General features: G+C 72.6%; 13 protein-coding genes. 4 read left to right on the top strand and 9 right to left on the bottom strand.

Annotated features, from left to right (window positions below; translation table 11 throughout):
• Positions 1-162 precede the first annotated feature (162 nt).
• On the top strand, positions 163-2,508 hold the full coding sequence (locus ABZT49_RS04305; RefSeq protein WP_355283489.1) for an ATP-binding protein: 2,346 nt from the start codon (positions 163-165) through the stop codon (positions 2,506-2,508).
• Positions 2,509-2,987: 479 nt separating this feature from the next.
• Here the strand turns inward: ABZT49_RS04305 and ABZT49_RS04310 are convergent, their stop codons facing one another.
• The 8 genes from ABZT49_RS04310 to ABZT49_RS04345 form a co-directional block, all read right to left on the bottom strand.
• Positions 2,988-3,470: a DUF1203 domain-containing protein gene (locus tag ABZT49_RS04310; RefSeq protein ID WP_355283491.1), complete on the bottom strand. Its 483-nt coding sequence runs from the start codon at positions 3,468-3,470 to the stop codon at positions 2,988-2,990.
• Positions 3,471-3,598: 128 nt separating this feature from the next.
• The gene (locus ABZT49_RS04315) at positions 3,599-5,224 is read right to left on the bottom strand and encodes a HAMP domain-containing methyl-accepting chemotaxis protein (RefSeq protein WP_355283521.1); all 1,626 of its coding nucleotides are present in this window, start codon (positions 5,222-5,224) and stop codon (positions 3,599-3,601) included.
• Between the two features lie 590 nt (positions 5,225-5,814).
• Positions 5,815-8,715, bottom strand: coding sequence for a bifunctional [glutamine synthetase] adenylyltransferase/[glutamine synthetase]-adenylyl-L-tyrosine phosphorylase (locus ABZT49_RS04320; protein ID WP_355283493.1), 2,901 nt, complete (start codon positions 8,713-8,715; stop codon positions 5,815-5,817).
• Complete coding sequence (locus ABZT49_RS04325) at positions 8,712-10,214, bottom strand: HAMP domain-containing sensor histidine kinase (RefSeq protein WP_355283496.1); 1,503 nt, start codon at positions 10,212-10,214, stop codon at positions 8,712-8,714. Before ABZT49_RS04325 ends, ABZT49_RS04320 begins: the two co-directional genes overlap by 4 nt.
• Positions 10,211-10,900, bottom strand: coding sequence for a response regulator transcription factor (locus ABZT49_RS04330; RefSeq protein ID WP_093567116.1), 690 nt, complete (start codon positions 10,898-10,900; stop codon positions 10,211-10,213). The genes ABZT49_RS04325 and ABZT49_RS04330 overlap by 4 nt, the downstream gene beginning before the upstream one ends.
• A gap of 389 nt (positions 10,901-11,289) precedes the next feature.
• The gene (locus ABZT49_RS04335; RefSeq protein WP_355283499.1) at positions 11,290-12,033 is read right to left on the bottom strand and encodes a YoaK family protein; all 744 of its coding nucleotides are present in this window, start codon (positions 12,031-12,033) and stop codon (positions 11,290-11,292) included.
• Between the two features lie 98 nt (positions 12,034-12,131).
• Positions 12,132-12,503, bottom strand: a complete 372-nt coding sequence (locus ABZT49_RS04340) for a response regulator (protein WP_355283502.1) — start codon at positions 12,501-12,503, stop codon at positions 12,132-12,134.
• A 134-nt stretch (positions 12,504-12,637) separates the two neighbouring features.
• A complete protein-coding gene (locus ABZT49_RS04345) occupies positions 12,638-13,267 on the bottom strand; it encodes a pyridoxamine 5'-phosphate oxidase family protein (RefSeq protein ID WP_355283505.1) in 630 nt (209 codons plus the stop codon).
• Between the two features lie 119 nt (positions 13,268-13,386).
• On the opposite strand from ABZT49_RS04345, the gene ABZT49_RS04350 reads away from it, so the two are divergent.
• On the top strand, positions 13,387-14,193 hold the full coding sequence (locus tag ABZT49_RS04350; protein WP_355283508.1) for an SCO family protein: 807 nt from the start codon (positions 13,387-13,389) through the stop codon (positions 14,191-14,193).
• A gap of 135 nt (positions 14,194-14,328) precedes the next feature.
• The gene (locus ABZT49_RS04355) at positions 14,329-15,162 is read left to right on the top strand and encodes a 3-keto-5-aminohexanoate cleavage protein (protein WP_355283511.1); all 834 of its coding nucleotides are present in this window, start codon (positions 14,329-14,331) and stop codon (positions 15,160-15,162) included.
• A gap of 3 nt (positions 15,163-15,165) precedes the next feature.
• Here the strand turns inward: ABZT49_RS04355 and ABZT49_RS04360 are convergent, their stop codons facing one another.
• A complete protein-coding gene (locus ABZT49_RS04360; RefSeq protein ID WP_355283513.1) occupies positions 15,166-16,269 on the bottom strand; it encodes a transglycosylase SLT domain-containing protein in 1,104 nt (367 codons plus the stop codon).
• Here ABZT49_RS04360 and ABZT49_RS04365 point away from each other — a divergent pair.
• A partial coding sequence (locus tag ABZT49_RS04365) for a hypothetical protein (protein WP_355283515.1) occupies positions 16,268-16,531 on the top strand: 264 nt, incomplete at its 3' end. The genes ABZT49_RS04360 and ABZT49_RS04365 overlap by 2 nt on opposite strands.

A 16,531-nucleotide genomic window follows, 5' to 3' on the forward strand; every position in this document is an offset into this window, starting at 1 on the left:
CGCGCAGGACACGCGCGCGTTTCGATCACTGGTTAACACTTCATTTCGACGGCGCGAGGCGCTGGACAAAATGCTTGTGGAAATGCCAGATTGAAGCTCGATTCGGGGGCCAGCCGGGAACCTCCGCGGCATCTGTCTTTCTGTTCCGTTGGGGGTTTGGGTATGCTGGAGGCGGATCCCGCCCCCTTCTCTGCGCGTGCCGCGACGATCCTCGGGATCAGCCGGGCTTCGAAGGCCGCGCACCAGCGCCTCGCCCACGCGGAATCCTGGTTGCGGTTCGCCGTCCCGGCGATGCTGGCGGCCTTCCTCCTCTGCCTCGGCACCGTCACCGCCCTGCAGCTCTCCGGCCACCGCGAGGAGGTCGTCGCCGACGCGCGGCGCGACATCGACCTCGTCGCCCGCCTGATGGCCGGCACGCTGCCGGCCTCCCTCGCCCGGTCCTCCGGCGCGTCGGAGGCGATGGCCCCGGCCTCCTTGCGCGAGCGCCTGGTGCGCCTGCTGCCGCCCGGCGGCCTGCCGGCCGGCCGCAGCGTGCTGCTGATCGGCGCCGACGACGCAATCCTGGCCGCACTGCCTGAGCAACACGGCCTGCCGCGCAATTTCGGCGAGTTCGTCGGCGAGGTGCAGGTGCTCGGCATCATGGGCGAGCGCGCCGGCGTGCTGCCGGTGGTGCTCGGCAGCGGCGAGCGGGCGCTGGCGACGGTGCGGACGGTGCCGGGAGGGGCCGGCGTCACCCAGGTCGCGGTGGTGCAGACCCTCGATTCGGTCACCGCCCTCTGGGCCGGACGGGCCCGCATCGCCGCGGTGCTGGTCGGTGCCGTGACCCTGGTGGTGGTCTGTACCGGCCTCGCCTACGCACTCCAGGCCGACCGGGCGCGGGCCGTCGACCGGGTCTGCGAGCAGGTGCGCCAGCGCCTCGACACCGCGCTCGGCCGCGGCCGCTGCGGCCTGTGGGACTGGGACATCCCGCGCGGGCGGATCTACTGGTCGGATTCGATGTACCAGCTCCTCGGCTACGTCCGGGAGCAGGAATTCCTCTCCTTCGGCGACGTCAACGCCCTGGTCCATCCGGACGACACCGACCTCTACGGGCTGGCCCGCCAGCTCGCGGCCCGCGACACCACCGTCGACCACGAGTTCCGCATCCGTGCCGCCGGCGGCGAATGGGTCTGGCTCAAGGCCCGGGCCGAGATCGTGCAGGACCTGGAGGACAATGGCCGGCACCTCGTCGGTATCGTCATCGACATCTCGGAGCAGCGGCGGCTGGCCGAATCGACCGCCACCGCCGACATGCGCCTGCGCGACGCCGTCGAGGCGGTGTCCGAGGCCTTCGTGCTGTGGGACGCGCAGAACCGCCTGGTGCTCTGCAACTCGAAGTTCCGGCGCCTGCACGCGCTGACCGCCGACGAGGCCCAGCCGGGCCGGCGCTACGACGCCATCATGGGGCGCGCCGCCCTGCCGACCGTGCGGCGCGAGATCCCCGCCGGCGAGTTCCCGGAAGCGGGCGCCCGCACCTTCGAGGCCGAGCTCGCCGACGGGCGCTGGCTCCAGATCAGCGAGCGCCGGACCAAGGACGGCGGCTACGTCTCGGTCGGCACCGACATCACGGCCCTGAAACGGCACCAGGAGCGGCTCGTGGAATCGGAACGCCAGCTCATCGCCACGATCGCCGACCTGAAGCGCTCGCGCCGGACCCTCGAGATCCAGACCCAGCAGCTCGCCGACCTCGCCGAGCGCTACCTCGACCAAAAGGCCCAGGCCGAGAGCGCGAACCGCTCCAAATCCGAGTTCCTGGCCAATATGAGCCACGAGCTGCGCACGCCCCTCAACGCCATCCTGGGTTTCGCCGAGGTGATGGAGAGCGAGGTGTTCGGCTCGCTCGGCTCCGAGAAGTACCGCGAATATTGCCGCGACATCCGCTCGAGCGGCCACTACCTCCTGTCGGTGATCGACGACATCCTCGACATGTCGCGGATCGATGCTCGCCGGGTGAAGCTCGCCAAGCAGCCGGTAGCGGTGAGCGAGGCCCTGGAGCGCGCCCTCAAGCTGATCGCCGATCCGGCCCGGTCCAAGGGGCTGACCGTCAGCGTCGAGATGAGCGCCGACACCCTGGTGATGGCCGACGAGCGCGCCCTGCACCAGATCCTGGTCAACCTGCTGCAGAACGCCGTGAAGTTCACCCCCGAGGCCGGGCGGGTCGCGGTGCGCACCCGGCGCGCCCTCGACTCGGTGCACATCTTCGTCGAGGATAGCGGCATCGGCATCCCGAAGGCGGCCCTGCCGAAGCTCGGCTACCCGTTCGAGCAGGTCGAGACCAACTTCGCTCGCAGCTACAAGGGCTCCGGCCTCGGCCTCGCCATCGCCCGCTCGCTCGCCGAGCTTCACGGCGGGGGCCTGCGCATCCGCTCCGAGGAGGGCACCGGCACGATCGTGCTCGTGCGCCTGCCGCGGCCCGGCCTCAACGACGCCGCCGAGGCACAGGACGCGGCGGCGGAGCTCGGGGCGTGAGGGACGTTCGCGAGCACGCAGAGAAGCGCTCGACCTGAGAGCCTGTTTGAGCGATTGCGCCGATCGATCTGCGTACAGGCTGACATCTCTCCGCGTCATCCCGGGTCTCGGCAATGCCGAGAACCCGGGATCCCTAACCGCTGACGCAGCCTGAAAGGGCGGGCAGCGTTCCGCTTCATCCTGCAAGATCAGCGGTTATGGATCCCGGGTTCCGCTGCGCGGCCCCACGGATGATGGAGAGGGTGTCAAGTCCATCGGCCAACTCGGATGAGCTCCGAGCCGTGGTGTGTCTTCGTCCGGCCGCAACCTGACGCTCCCCCTTTCCGGGCCCGGAACGGGCCTGCACGACTGGAGCGTCGGCGGAAGAAGATCCGGGAAAGGGCGAGGCTCACGATTGGCGATCCGCCGGCGATACCGGTGGTTCGACGCGGTCGTGCGGGCCGGAGGCCGCGACACCGCCCCGACAAGGTCCTGAACCCTCAGTCGGACACCCGCTCGACCAGCGTCAGCAGGCACCCCGGCCGCGCCGTGTGGATATTGACGAAAGCCGTCCGCGGATCGTCGAGGGCCCGCGCCAGCGGCGCGTCGACCTCCGTGCCGGCGCAGACATGGCCGAGATCGTAGAGGCATTGGTGCTCGCCGTCATAGGCGCGCACGGAGACGAGCGGGTTCGCCCGCACGATCGGCGCGACCTCGCCGACCGTCTCGGCGCGGGGGCAGTCGGTCGCGTGCAGGAAGATCGGGCTCGGCGTCCAGTAGATCCCCAGCGGCTTTTGCAGGTCGTAGGAGCCGAGCAGCATCGTCTCCCCCGGCGCGGCGAGGCGCAGGCAGTGCCGGCACGGAAACGCGCCGCCCGGCGTCGCGACGATCCGCCGGAGCGGGTTGCCGCGGTCGTCGGTGCCGGTCGCGCGGAAGCGTTCGGCGGTCTCGGTGGGGATCGGGATGCAGCGGAAAGCGGTCATGCTTTGTCCTCCTCGGACGAACCTTAAGCGGCCGGGAGGAGGCGCTTCATCCCGCTTCTTGCGCCCGAATCGTGACCCCCGGGCATCCGCCGCGCGGGCCCGGGGCTTCCATCGACGACCTTGACGGTTCAGGCCGCCCGCACCGTGGCGAGGAACCGCGCGACCTCGGCGCCGAGATGCTCGGACTGGCGCGACAGCTCGGTGGCCGAGGCGAGCACCTGGGTCGCCGCGGCCCCGGTCTCCTCCGCCGCGCCTGCCACCCCGGCGATGTTGCCGGTGACCTCGCCGGTGCCGGTCGCGGCCTGAGAGACGTTGCGGACGATCTCCTGCGTCGCGACGCCCTGCTCCTCGACCGCGGCGGCGATCGCCACCGTGACGGTGTCGATCTCGCGGATCCGCGCGGTGATGGCGGTGATCGCCGCGACCGTCTCGCCGGTGGCGCTCTGCACCGCCGCGATCTGCTGGCCGATCTCCTCCGTCGCCCGCGCGGTCTGGCTCGCCAGCTCCTTCACCTCGGCGGCGACCACCGCGAAGCCGCGGCCGGCGGCGCCGGCACGGGCCGCCTCGATTGTGGCGTTCAGCGCCAGCAGGTTCGTCTGCGCGGCGATCGACGAGATCAGGCCGGCGACGTCGCCGATCCGGCCGACGGTCTGGCTCAGCGCGCGCACCTGGGCGCCGGTCCGGTCGGCCTCCGTCACGGCGGCCCGGGCGAGGCCGGCCGAGCCGTCGACCTGGCGGCCGATCTCGGCCACCGAAGCGCCGAGCTCCTCCGCCGCCGCCGCGACGGTGCCGACATTCGAGGCGGCCTCCTCGGCGGCGGCGGCAACCGCGGCGGACTGGCTCGCCGTCTCGGTCGCCGTGCCGGTCATCTGGCCGGCGGTCGCCTGCAATTCGGTCGCCGAGGCCGAGACCAGGCCGACGATGCCGCCGACCGCCTGCTCGAACCCGTCGGCGAGCATCATCATGGTGCGCCGGCGCTCCGCGGCCGCCGCGGCGTCGGCGATCCGCTTGATCTCCGCCTGCTCGGCCGCCTTCTGCGCCACCATCGCCTTGATGCCCTCGACCGCGCGGCCGATGGCGCCGATCTCGTCGCCCCGGCGTGCCTCGCGGATCTCGGCCTCGATCTCGCCATGGGCCATGCGCTCGAGCACGCGCACGAGGCGGCTGATCGGCCGGGTGACGCCGAGCACGGCCACCAGGGCGACCACCGCGAGGCCGAGCAGGAGGCCGAGGCCGCTCACCACCATCAGCCGGGTGCGGGTGGCGTTGGTCTGGTCGGTCAGGTCGTCCGAGCTCCGGGAAACGTAGTTCTGGATGTCGAGGGCGAGCTTCCTCGTCTCCTGAATCTGGCCGCCCAGGACGGGATCAACGCTGCGCCGGAACAGAGCGAGCGCCTCGGCATTGCGGTGCGTGACACCGAGGTCGCGGACCGCCGCGAGTTTGGCCGCCAAGTCGTCGAGGTCGCGGGCGATTGCGTCGATGCGGCCGGTGAAGGTCGGGGCCCGCTCGCGCAAAGCCGCGACGGCCGGCTTGAGCCCCGCGAGCGACTCGTCGAACTCGGCGTTGGCGCGGCGCATCTGCGCCTCGTCGGTCTCGGCGACGATGCGGAACGTCGCGTAGCTCAGGGTGTAGAGGGTGCGGTTGAGGAAGGTGGCGCTGCCCGGCGCCCGCGCCTCGCGCGTCAGGAACAGGCTGTAGGCGTCGTCGATCGCCGACATGCGCCCTTGGGCGTACCAGACGCAGCCGCCGACCATGACGGCGATCAGCAGGACGGCAGCAGTGAGTTTGTGGAGAATCTTGAGCTTGGCGAGCACGGGGCCGTTCCCTGGCGGAGGCTTGCGATAGGCAAACTAAGACAACGAACGCCTTAATCCTGCGTAAATCCGCAAGTCTTTGTCCTGCGCTCAGCCTATTCGCGTCGGATTTCAGCCACATCCGCCGTAGCACGAGCACGTCAGCCCGCGACACGCTTATATTCCGCCCTCGATACGCAAGGTCATCCGTGAGGCAGTCCGGCTGCCTCGACGCGCACGGGCGCCGCCTCGCACGCGAGGGGCGAGATCGGACGGCCGGCTCCGAAACTCGGCAGGAACGCCCGCCCGTGCGAAGTGTTCCGCTTGGCAGAGCCCGATCTCGCCGAAAAAATGCCCCGGCGCTCGCGGTCGCATGCACCGGGGCAGGTGCAGGACCCGCCTCAACGACCACCCGGACCGCCTCGAGCACGTCACGATCGCGCCGCGATCGCGAAGCTCTCCGGGTTTTTGATTTTTCAGCATTTTCTGCGACGAACCGGTGTCCACTTCGTCGAAAGTTGCTCTCGCCGGCCGCGCCGGACGGGAGCGGCTTATCCCAGCAGCGCCTCGAACGCCTCCCGTACGCCCGCACGGGTCTCGGTGAGCTGCGCCGTCAGCGCCGCCTCGTCGGGCTGGCCCAGCGCCGCGGCGAGGCGGGCCCGGGCCGCCGGCGGGGCCGTCCGGGAAAACTCGCCCTCGACCATCAGGCGCTGCCAGTGATGCACGTCGTCGAGGAGCCGGTAGGCGGTGATGAGGCGGCCGGCGAGCCCCCGCTCGACGAAGCCGTGGGCGCCGGCGCGCTCCAGCACCTCCGGCGCGTCGAGGCCGACGAGGTCGGGCTGCGCGCTCGCGTGGGACAGGACCAGGGCTTGCGCGAGGAAGTCGAGGTCGAGGAGCCCGCCCGGCGCGAGCTTGAGGTCGAGGGGACCGTGATCGCCCTTCTCGCGCGCGACGAGCGCGCGCATCGCCCGCACCTCGCCGGCGACGAAGGCCGCCTCGCGCGGCTGGCGCAGGACCGAGGCGGCGGCGGCGGCGGCCTCCGTCATCAGGCCGGCATCGCCAGCGATGGCCCGGGCCCGGGTCAGCGCCATGTGCTCCCACAGGGCCGCCTCGTCGCGCCAATAGGCCGAGAAGCGCTGCCACTGGTTGGCGATCGGGCCCTGGCCGCCGCTCGGGCGCAGGCGAAGATCGACCTCGTAGAGCCGGCCGCGCCGGGTCGGCACGGTGAGCGCCGCGACGAGGCGCTGGGTCAGGCGGTTGTAGTAGACCGCCGCGTCGAGGCGGCGCGGTCCGTCGCTCTCGCGCGAATCCGGGTCGAAATCGTACAGGACCACGAGGTCGAGGTCGGAATCGGCGGTGAGCTGGCGCGAGCCGAGGCGCCCGAGGCCGAGCACCGCGAAGCGCCCGCCGGGCACGCTCCCGTGCTCCTCGGCGAAGGCGGCCTCCACCGCCCCGAGCGCCGCCGCGACGGTGACCTCGGCGATGCCCGCATAGGCCCGGCCCGCCCCGGCCGGCGGCAGGATACCGGAGAGGAGACGCGCGCCGGTGACGAATCGCAGCTGGCGGGCGGCGTCGCGGCTGCGGTCGAGGAAATCCTCGAAGTCGCGGGGCCGGCCGAGGCCGGCGCGGAACGGCTCGGCCAGCGCCTCCGGCTCGGTCACCGGCGCCACGAAGGCCGGGTCGATCACCGCGTCGAGGACGTGCGGGCTGAACGCCACCGTGTCGGCGAGCCGCGGCACGGTGCCAAGGAGGTCGGCGAAGAGCAGCCGCAGGCGCTCGTGCGAGCGCAGGATGGTGAGGAGCTCGACCGCGGCCGGCATCCGCCCGAAGGCGCGATCGAGGGCGGCGAGCGCCCCGTCGGGATCGGCCGTGCCGGCGAGCGCCTGGATCAGCGCCGGCACCAGCTCGGTCAGCACCTCGCGGGCGCGCGGGCTCGTCACCGCCGGGCGGCGGCCGAAATGCCAGCCCCGCACCGTCTCGGTCGCCCGCTCCGGCGCCCGGAAGCCGAGGCGACGCAAGGTCGCGAGCGTCTCGGGATCGTCCTCGACACCGGTGAAGACGAGGTCGCCGACCTCCGCCGCGAGATCCGGCTCGGCCTCGAACAGCAGGGCGTAATGCCCCTGGACCCGGCGCGCCTCGGCGGTCAGGGCCGCGCCGAAGGCGGCCTCGTCGGCATAGCCGAGGAAACGGGCGAAGCGCCCGAGCTTCGCGGTGTCTTCCGGTAGGCGCTGGGTCTGCTCGTCGGCCACCATCTGCAGCCGGTGCTCGACGGTGCGCAAGAAGCGGTAGGCCTCCGAGAGCTCGTCGCGCGCGTCGGCCGTGATCCAGCCCTCGTCGTGGAGGGCCGCCAGCATCTCCAGGGTGCGCCGACCGCGCAGGGACGGGCGGCGCCCGCCGAAGACCAGCTGCTGGGTCTGGACGAAGAACTCGACCTCGCGGATGCCGCCGCGCCCGAGCTTGATGTCGTGGCCGGCCACCGCGATGGCGCCGTGGCCGCGCACGGCGTGGATCTGCCGCTTCATCGCGTGCACGTCGGCGATCGAGGCGAAATCGAAGTATTTTCGCCAGACGAACGGCCGCAGCTCGGCGAGGAAGGACTCCGCGAGCGTGAGGTCGCCGGCGACCGGCCTCGCCTTGATGAAGGCGGCGCGCTCCCAGTTCTGCCCGACCGTCTCGTAGTAGGTATAGGCGGAAGGCAGCGACAAGGCGGTCGGGGTCGAGCCGGGATCGGGCCGCAACCGGTAATCGACGCGGTGAACGTAGCCGTCGGCGGTGCGCTCCTGCAGCAGCTTGGCGACCGCTTGCGCGATCCGGCTGAAGAACGGCGTCGCCTCGACGCCCTCGCGCAGGGGCGCGACGTCGGGATCGAACAGCACGATCAGGTCGACATCGCTCGAATAGTTCAGCTCGCCGGCCCCGAGCTTGCCCATGCCGAGCACGATCAGGCCCGATCCGGCTTGCGGGTTCGTCGGGTCGGGGGGCAGGAAGCGGCCGGTGCCCGCGGCCTGGATGAGGGCCGCGTCGACCGCGGCATTCACCGAGGCGTCGGCGAAGTCGGAGAGCGCCGCCGTCACCTGCTCCAGGGACCAGACCCCGCCGATGTCAGTGAGCGCCACCAGCAGCGCGTGGGCGGCGCGGTTGCGGCGAAGGCTCTTGGCGACGTCGCCGCCGGCCAAGCCCGCGGCCCGCTGGTCGGCCAGGATCGCGGCATTGGACTCTTCCGGCGGGCGCTCCAGCAGGCCGGCGAGCCGGGCGGGGTCGCGGGAGGCCAGGCCCCACAGGAACGGCGAATGGTCGGCGAGGCCGAGGAGGAGGTCGCGGGCCGGGCCGCCGTCGCCCAGGAGGGGCGCGAGGTCGGGCGCCTCGGCCAGGAGGTCGGCGAGGCGGTCTCGCGCCCGCTCCGGCTCGGCGAGGCGGGGCGCCCGGGTCAGGCGCGCGGAAAGGCCGGTCACGCGGCGACCTCCCGGGCGGCCGGCTCGCGCGGCGGGGCCGGCAGGCGTAAGGTCGCGCGCAGGCCCGGCGCGTTGTCGTCGAGCGTGAAGGTGCCCTGGTGCAGGCGGGCGACGGCGTTGACGAGGCTGAGCCCCAGGCCGAAGCCGGGACGGGTGCGGGCGGTCTCGAGCCGCACGAAGCGCTCCAGCACCCGGCCGCGCTCGGCCTCCGGGATGCCCTCGCCCTGGTCGGCGACGGTGAGCACCACGCTGCCCTCCTCCCGCCGGGCCACGACGCGGACCACCGGCCCAGAGGCCGGATCCGCGGTTTTCTGCCCGTATTTTAGGGCCCCGTATTTCAGGGCATTGTCGATCAGGTTCGCCATCGCCTGTCCGATCAGCTCGCGGCTGCCATGCAGGACCAGGCCGTCCTCGACCTCGGCCTGCACCGCGATGCCGCGCTCCTCCGCCACCGCTTCGTACAACTCCGCGACCTCGAGGGCGACCGCCCCGGCATCGAATTCCGCCAAGCCCTCGCGGGCATTGCCGGCCTCGAGCCGGGCGATCATCAGGAGCGCGTTGAACACCCGGATCAGGTTGTCGCTCTCCTCGATGTTTGCCTCGAGCGCCGCCCGCAGGGAATCCGGGTCGCTGCCCGCGCGGAGCGCCGCATCGGCCTTGTTGCGCAGGCGGGTGAGCGGGGTCTTGAGGTCGTGGGCGATGTTGTCGGAGACCTCGCGCATGCCGCGCATCAACTCGCCGATGCGGTCGAGCATCGCGTTGAGGTTGCTCGCCAGCCGGTCGAGCTCGTCGCCGGTGCCGGCGAGCGTCAGCCGGCCGTCGAGGTCGCCCGCCATGATGCCGCGGGTGATCTCGGTCATGTGGTCGACGCGCTTCAGGACGCGCTGGGCGATGAACCAGCTGCCGAGGAAGCCCAATCCCACCACCAGCATCAGCGACCAGGCGAAGGCGCGTCCGATCACGGCGCGGAGGCGGTCGCGCTCCTCGACGTCGCGGCCGACGAGCAGGCGGAATCCCCCCGGCAGGGTGAAGATGCGCACGATCGCCCGGTGGTCGAGGCGCTCGCCGTCGGTGCCGCGGCCGTAAGGAGTCTCGGTCTGGCCCGGCTCGTTGAGCACCCCGGGCGGCAGCGCCTCGACATTGCCGGCGACGTGCTCGCCCGCCGGCGTGGTGACGAGGTAGAGCGAGGCGCCGGGCTCGCGCGAGCGGCGCTCGACCACGCTCACCAGCCGGCGGATGCCGCCCGACGCGTACTGGTCCGACAGGCCGTTGATCTCGGCCTCGATGGTCGAGACGATCTGGTCGTCGAGGACCCGCCGGGCGTTCCAGGCGACGTAGCCGAGGGCGAAGAACGCGAAGGCGGCGAAGACCAGGAGATAGGCGAGCGAGAGCTTGAACGCCGTGGTGCGAAACAGCGCGCCCAGGCGGGCCAGCACGCCGTCGGGCGCAGGCGCTCCGAAGGCGCTTTGGCCGAGAGGGCCCGTCTTCTGGGTGCTCACGCCTCGCCGCCGGCGCGGACCATGTAGCCGGCTCCCCGCACGGTGTGGATCATCGGGCGCTCGAAACCCTTGTCGACCTTGGCGCGCAGGCGCGAGACGTGGACGTCGATCACGTTGGTCTGGGGGTCGAAATGGTAGTCCCAGACGTGCTCCAGCAGCATCGTGCGGGTGACGACCTGGCCGGCATGGCGCATCAGGTATTCGAGCAGGCGGAATTCCCGCGGCTGGAGCGGGATCTCCTGGCCGGCCCGGGTGACCCGGTGCGACAGCCGGTCGAGTTCGAGGTCGCCGACGCGGTAGGTCGTGGCTTCCGCGGCCGCGCCGCCGCCGCGCCTTCGCGCCAGCACCTCGATCCGCGCCATCAATTCGGAGAAGGCGTAGGGCTTGGGCAGGTAATCGTCGCCGCCGGCCTTGAGGCCCTTCACCCGGTCGTCGACCTGGCCGAGCGCCGACAGGATCAGCACCGGCGTCTCGACGCCCTGCTCGCGCAGCGAGCGGATCAGCGACAGGCCGTCGAGCTTCGGCAGCATGCGGTCGACCACCAGCACGTCGTAGGCGCCCTCGCGCGCCAGCGCGTATCCGTCGAGCCCGTCATCGGCGGTGTCGGCGACGTGGCCGGCCTCGCGAAAGGCCTTGGAGAGGTAGCTGGACGCCTCGCGGTCGTCCTCGATGATGAGCAGGCGCATGTCGGGCATTCTAGGGCAGATCCCCGGCGCGCGGGAGTTTCCGATCCGGGATCCTGGCGCCCTTCGAACCCGGGGCGGGCCCCGCCCGGCATGCCGCGCTGATTGGGGGAGGAATCGCGGCATGCCGGGCATCGCCGCCGGGGTCGGCAGGCCGAGCGGGGGAGCTCGGCCTGCCGCGGCGCGGTGCACCGGGTCGTCTGGGGGGCGACGATGATGACCCGGCGCCTCGGCCCTCGGGGCCTTGAAGCGCGGCGGCGCCCGGGGGGGATGGGCGCCGCCGCGTTCCGGCGACCCTGCCGTTATGAGCGCCGCCGGCTTACGCCGGTGTCTCCGCTCCATGAATTGTGCGTAATCTTCGCCGGAGCGGGATCTCCGCTCCGGCGCGCGCCTCACACCACCGGCGGAGCCGTGGCGGCAGCGTCCGGCGCCGGCGACTTGGTGCCGGAGACGAGCGGTCCGTCGCCGTGGACCAGGGTCATCACCAGGGCGATCACCGCCAGGATCGCGGCGACGACCGCCGGGACCAGGAAGGCCCGCTCGCCGAAGAGGCCGTGCAGCAGACCGCCGGAGATCGCCCCGAGGCTGAGGGCGGCCCAGAGCGGCGCCTGGATCCAGAAGGACGGCGAGGGATGGCCGAGCAGCAGGTTGGCGAGCCCGGTGCCGAAGCGCACCACCGCGCCGGTGACGTAGGTGAGCGCCAGGCTGCGCCCCTCCTCGTCCTGGAGGACGGCGTTCTGCATGCCGAGCGCCAGCACGATCGGGTAGGCGTGGATCGGGAACTCCTCCGGCCCGCGTGGCATGGCGAGGCCGACGCAGAGCAGTATTGCCTGGAGGCCGAGCAGCACCGCCAGGCGCCAGTAGCCGACCGCCGCGGCGAGCAGCGTGCCGATGAAGGCCCCAAAGCAGAACAGCGCGATGGTGCTGCCGACCCGGGTGACGTTGCCCCATTCCCCCAAGCTGACCGCGGCGCCGAGGCGGGTGGTGTTGCCGCTCATGAAGGACATGAACAGCTGCGAGAATTCGAGGAAGCCGATCGCGTCCGCGCAGCCGGCCAGCGCCGACAGGGCCAGCGCGAACGGGACCCGCGTGCTCGCGGCGGCCGGAAAGGCCTTCGTTTCCTTCTCTGCTGCCATTCAGCCTCTCTCCTGTGCTGCCGTCGGGGCAGACATCGCTCCGATGCAGAACAGGGTTGCAGCGTGACGGTTCCGCTGCGGTGCGTCAGAACACAGCGTCAGGTACGGCGCAGGCCGGGCAGCACGTCGGCCAGGGCGTTGTAGTCGAAGGGCTTCGACCAAGCGGGAATCGCCTCATAATCGGCCGGGATCGCCGCGGCGTCGTAGCCGGTGGCGAAGACCATCGGCACGCCGCGTCGGCTCAGCTCGGCGACCAGCGGGTAGACAAGCTCGCTCCGCAGGTTGATGTCGAGGACCGCGAGGTCGAGGGCTTGCGTATCCAGCAGGGCCCGCGCCTCCTGGACCGTCGGCACCGGGCCGACCACCTCGGCTCCGTGGCGGATCAGGGCGCGCGAGATGTCGTCGGCGATGAAGTACTCGTCCTCGACCACGAGAACCCGAAGGCGATCGGGCTTCTCCTGTCCTGTCATCGGATGATCCTCGCCTCGGGCGGCGCGCCCCGCACGGGCACCGTCCGGTGGTACACTATCACGGGGCGGCGGGTTCCGCCGCGACCGCAACTTTCGAGCCGCGGCTCACTGTGGACAACCAGGGCGTGAAGCGCTCAGTAGAGCCGCGTCTTGTACGATTCCTCCATCAGCTGCTCGGCCTCGGCGACGCCGATGGCGCCGGTCTGCTCGGCGAGCACGCGGCCGAGGCTCGGGAAGCTCTCGCGCGGCACCTGCGCCGTCGGGTCCCAGAGCCGGGCCCGCATCACCGCCTTGCCGCAATGGAAGAAAGCCTCGCGCACCGTGACGACGAGGCCGGTGGTCGGCACCTTGCCCTGGGCGGCGAGGGGCGTGAGCAGGGCCGGATCCGTGGTGAGGCGGGCGGTGCCGTTGACCCGCAGGGTCTCGGTGAGGCCGGGCACGAGGAAGATCAGGCCGATGCCGGGCGCGGCGAGCAGGTTGCCGAAACTGTCGGCGCGGTTGTTGCCGCGCCGGTCCGGAATCAGCAGGGTGGCGTCGTCGATGACCTGCACGAAGCCCGGCGCGTCGCCCCGCGGGCTCGCATCGGCGCGGCCTTCCGCATCCGCGGTGGCGACCACCAGGAACGGCGAGAGCGCGATGAAGGCGCGGGCATGCCGGTCGAGCCGGGCCTGCACCTTGCCCTCGGCCAGGCGGCTGACCGGGCCCATATGGCCGCGCAGGGCGGTTGCGTCGCGGATCCCGTCCCCGTTCGTGTCGCCATCCATGTCGCCCGTCTCCCGCTGCGGCGTAAGGTCCGTCGCGGCCGTGATCCGCGCGGCCGCCCTATCTCGTTGCGCGAGGGTGCGGGTTCCGGGCGATCGGTGCAAGGCGATCGGTGCAAGCGATGAGAGTTCCCGGCGTTACGCCAGCCCGCCTCGGCCTCGCGGCCGTCCTCGCCCTGCTCGCGCAGCCGGCCGCGGCGGGGCTGACGCCCAAGGACCTCTCGGGCGTCGGGCTGGCGCCGCCCGCCGGGGCGCGGGCGCCCCTCGACGCCGCCTTCACGGACAGCGCCGACGGACGGCGCCTGACCCTTCGCGAGGCGCTCGCCGGGCGCCCCGCCCTGCTGATGCCCCTCGACTATGCCTGCCGGAACGTCTGCGACCCGATGCTCGCCGTCGCCGGGACGGCGCTCGCCGCCACCGGGCTCGCGCCGGGCAGCGACTACCGGCTGGTGACGCTCGGCATCAATCCGCGCGCCGACGCCGCCACCGCCCGCGCCATGGTGGCCGAGCAGCTCGGGCCGGGACCGCTCCTCGCCGGCGCCGTCGTGCTCACCGGATCGCCGGGACCGGTCGAGGCGGTGACGCGGGCGGTCGGCTACGCCTACGCCTACGACCGCGACACCGACTCCTACGCCCATCCGGCCGGCGCCTTGGTGCTGACCGGCGACGGCCGGGTCGCCCGGGCGCTGTCGCCGCTGGCGATGACCGCCCGCGACCTGCGCCTCGCCCTGGTCGAGGCCGGAGACGGCCGGGTCGGCGGCCTCGCCGACCGGCTGGTGCTGCTCTGCTACGGCTACGATCCGCAGACCGGGGTCTACACGGCGCTGATCCGCCGCATCCTCGCGGCCTCGGGACTCGTCACGGTCGCGGGCATTGCCGGCCTGGTGCTGGTGCTGCACCGGCGCTCGCGCCGGACCCCGGCCGCCTGACGTAACCCCGGCTTAACGACGACCGCGATCGCCCATGGGCGCCGGGCGGCGGGTGGGGCAGACTGCCCCTGCGTCGCGGGGGTGGCCGCATCGCGATCGTGATCCTGGCCGCCGCACCACGGAACCGAGAGACAGATGGCCCTCCCCCTCGTCATCACCGTGGCGCCGAACGGCGCCCGCCGCACCAAGGCCGACCACCCCGCTCTGCCGATCGACCCGCGGGAGATCGGCCTGGACGCCGCCCGCTGCCGCGAGGCCGGCGCCGCGATGATCCACCTGCACGTGCGGGACGCCGAACAGCGCCACACCCTCGACCTCGACCGCTACCGGGCGGCGCTCGCCGCGGTGCGCCGGGAGGCCGGGCCGGAGATGATCTGCCAGGTCACCACCGAGGCGGTCGGCCTCTACGGCCCGGCCGAGCAGATGGCGGCGATGCGGGCGCTCAAGCCCGAGGCGTTCTCGGTCGCCCTGCGCGAGCTCTTCGCCGAGCCGGAGGACGAGGCTGCCGCCGCCGCCTTCCTCGCCGAGCAGGCCCGGGCCGGGGTGATGGTGCAGCACATCCTGTACGATGCGGGCGACGTCACCCGCTTCCAGGGCCTCGTGGCGCGGGGGCTGATCCCGCTCGACCGAGCGAGCGTCCTGTTCGTGCTCGGCCGCTACGCCGTCGGCCAGCGTTCCGATCCCGCCGACCTGCTGCCGTTCCTGAGCGCCTGGAATTCCGAGCACCACCTCGACCTGCCCTGGGCGCTCTGCGCCTTCGGGCCGCGGGAGGCGGCCTGCCTCGTCGCCGCGGCGGCGCTCGGCGGGCATGCCCGGGTCGGGTTCGAGAACAACCTCTGGCGCCCGGACGGCAGCCTGGCACCGGACAACGCCGCCCAGGTGGCCGGCCTCGCGGCCCTGGCCCGCGCGATCGGGATCGCCGTCGCGTCGCCCGCGCAGGCGCGGGTCCTGTTCGTCGGGGAAGCGTGAGGCCTACTGGCTGACCGCGGCAGCCGGCTCCGGCGCCGCCGCGGCGGTCTGGGGCACCGGGGGGGCGGGTTTGCGTACGACGAAGTGGCGGAACTCGACCGGGCGGCGCGGCGGCAGCGGCATCTTGGGGCCGGCTTCCGGCTCGGCCGGCGCGGCGGCGGGCTCCAGGGCGGCGACGGTGGTCGCCGCGGCCGGGTGGGCGGCGGGCGCGGGAGAAGCGGCGGCGGGCGTCGCCGCGAGGCTGACCGTCTGGCCGGAGGTCGGGAACGCCAGGGCGGCGCTGTTGCCGGCATAGGCGAGGGCCTGGCTGGTAGGGGTGGCCGGGGCGGCGTGGAACGCCAGGGAGGCCGGGCGGAGCGGCGGCAGCGGCACGGTGACCACCGGATCGGCCGCCGCCTGCGCCGACGGCTCCTGCGCCGACGCCATCTGGACCGGAGCGGCTTGGGTCGGAGCGGCTTGGACCGGAGCTTGGACCGGCTGGGCCATCGCCGGCTGCTGCTGCGCGGTGGGGGTCGGCAGGGCGTAGGGCTGCGCGGCGGCCTGCTGGGCGTAGGCGCCCGCCAGGGCGGCGACCGAGGGGTCGGCGGAGGCGGTGGCGGTCGTCGCCGTCTGGCGGGCGCCGAAGACGCTGCCGAGGAACTTGTTGAGCGGGTTGGCGGGCAGCTCGCGGGCCGGCGGCGCTTCGAGCTCGGCCACATCGGTGCGGATGCCCGCCCGCTTGGCGGCGTAGTAGTAGCCGCGGGCGTAGTAGCTGTAGGCCTGGGCCTCATTGCCGTGCGCGGTCTTGTAGGCGCCGGCGAGGTAGGCGACGCCGTAGGTCAGGTTGATCCTGGCATCGAGCAGGCCGGCGGGCGAGCCGCTATAGCCCAGCGCCCGGGCGGTGCCGTGCTTGATCTGCATCAGGCCCATCGCCCCGCCGCGGCCGACCGCGCGGGGGTTGTAGCCGCTCTCCCGCTTCACCACCCGGTGGATGAAGCTCGCCGGGACGCCGTTGGCCTTGGCATGCGCCTCGATCAGCGCGTCGATGTTGTCGCGGACGGGGCTCACCTGCGCCGTGGCGGGGAGCGGCGCCGCGACGGCGACGGCGATGAGGAGGCGCTTGCGCATGCAGAACCTGCTGGAGGGGCCGGTGCGCGACCGCACCGACGGGGAGGCCCATCCTGCTCCGGTTCAAATGCGGCGGGAAAGAGACTTGGCCGTTCCGGGGTCGAACTTGGCCGTTAACTCAACCGGAAAACGGTCAGGTTTCGCACTGCGGTGTGGCGCCAAGACCACAACGGCCAAGCTTCTTCGGTCGCCCACAGCGGAGTCGAGAGATCCGGCGATTCGGGCGATTCGCGTCAGCGCCGCCCGCCGCCGAACCCACCCC

Origin of the sequence: Methylobacterium sp. EM32 (assembly GCF_040593685.1) — a bacterium.
In the GTDB taxonomy this organism is placed as follows: domain Bacteria; phylum Pseudomonadota; class Alphaproteobacteria; order Rhizobiales; family Beijerinckiaceae; genus Methylobacterium.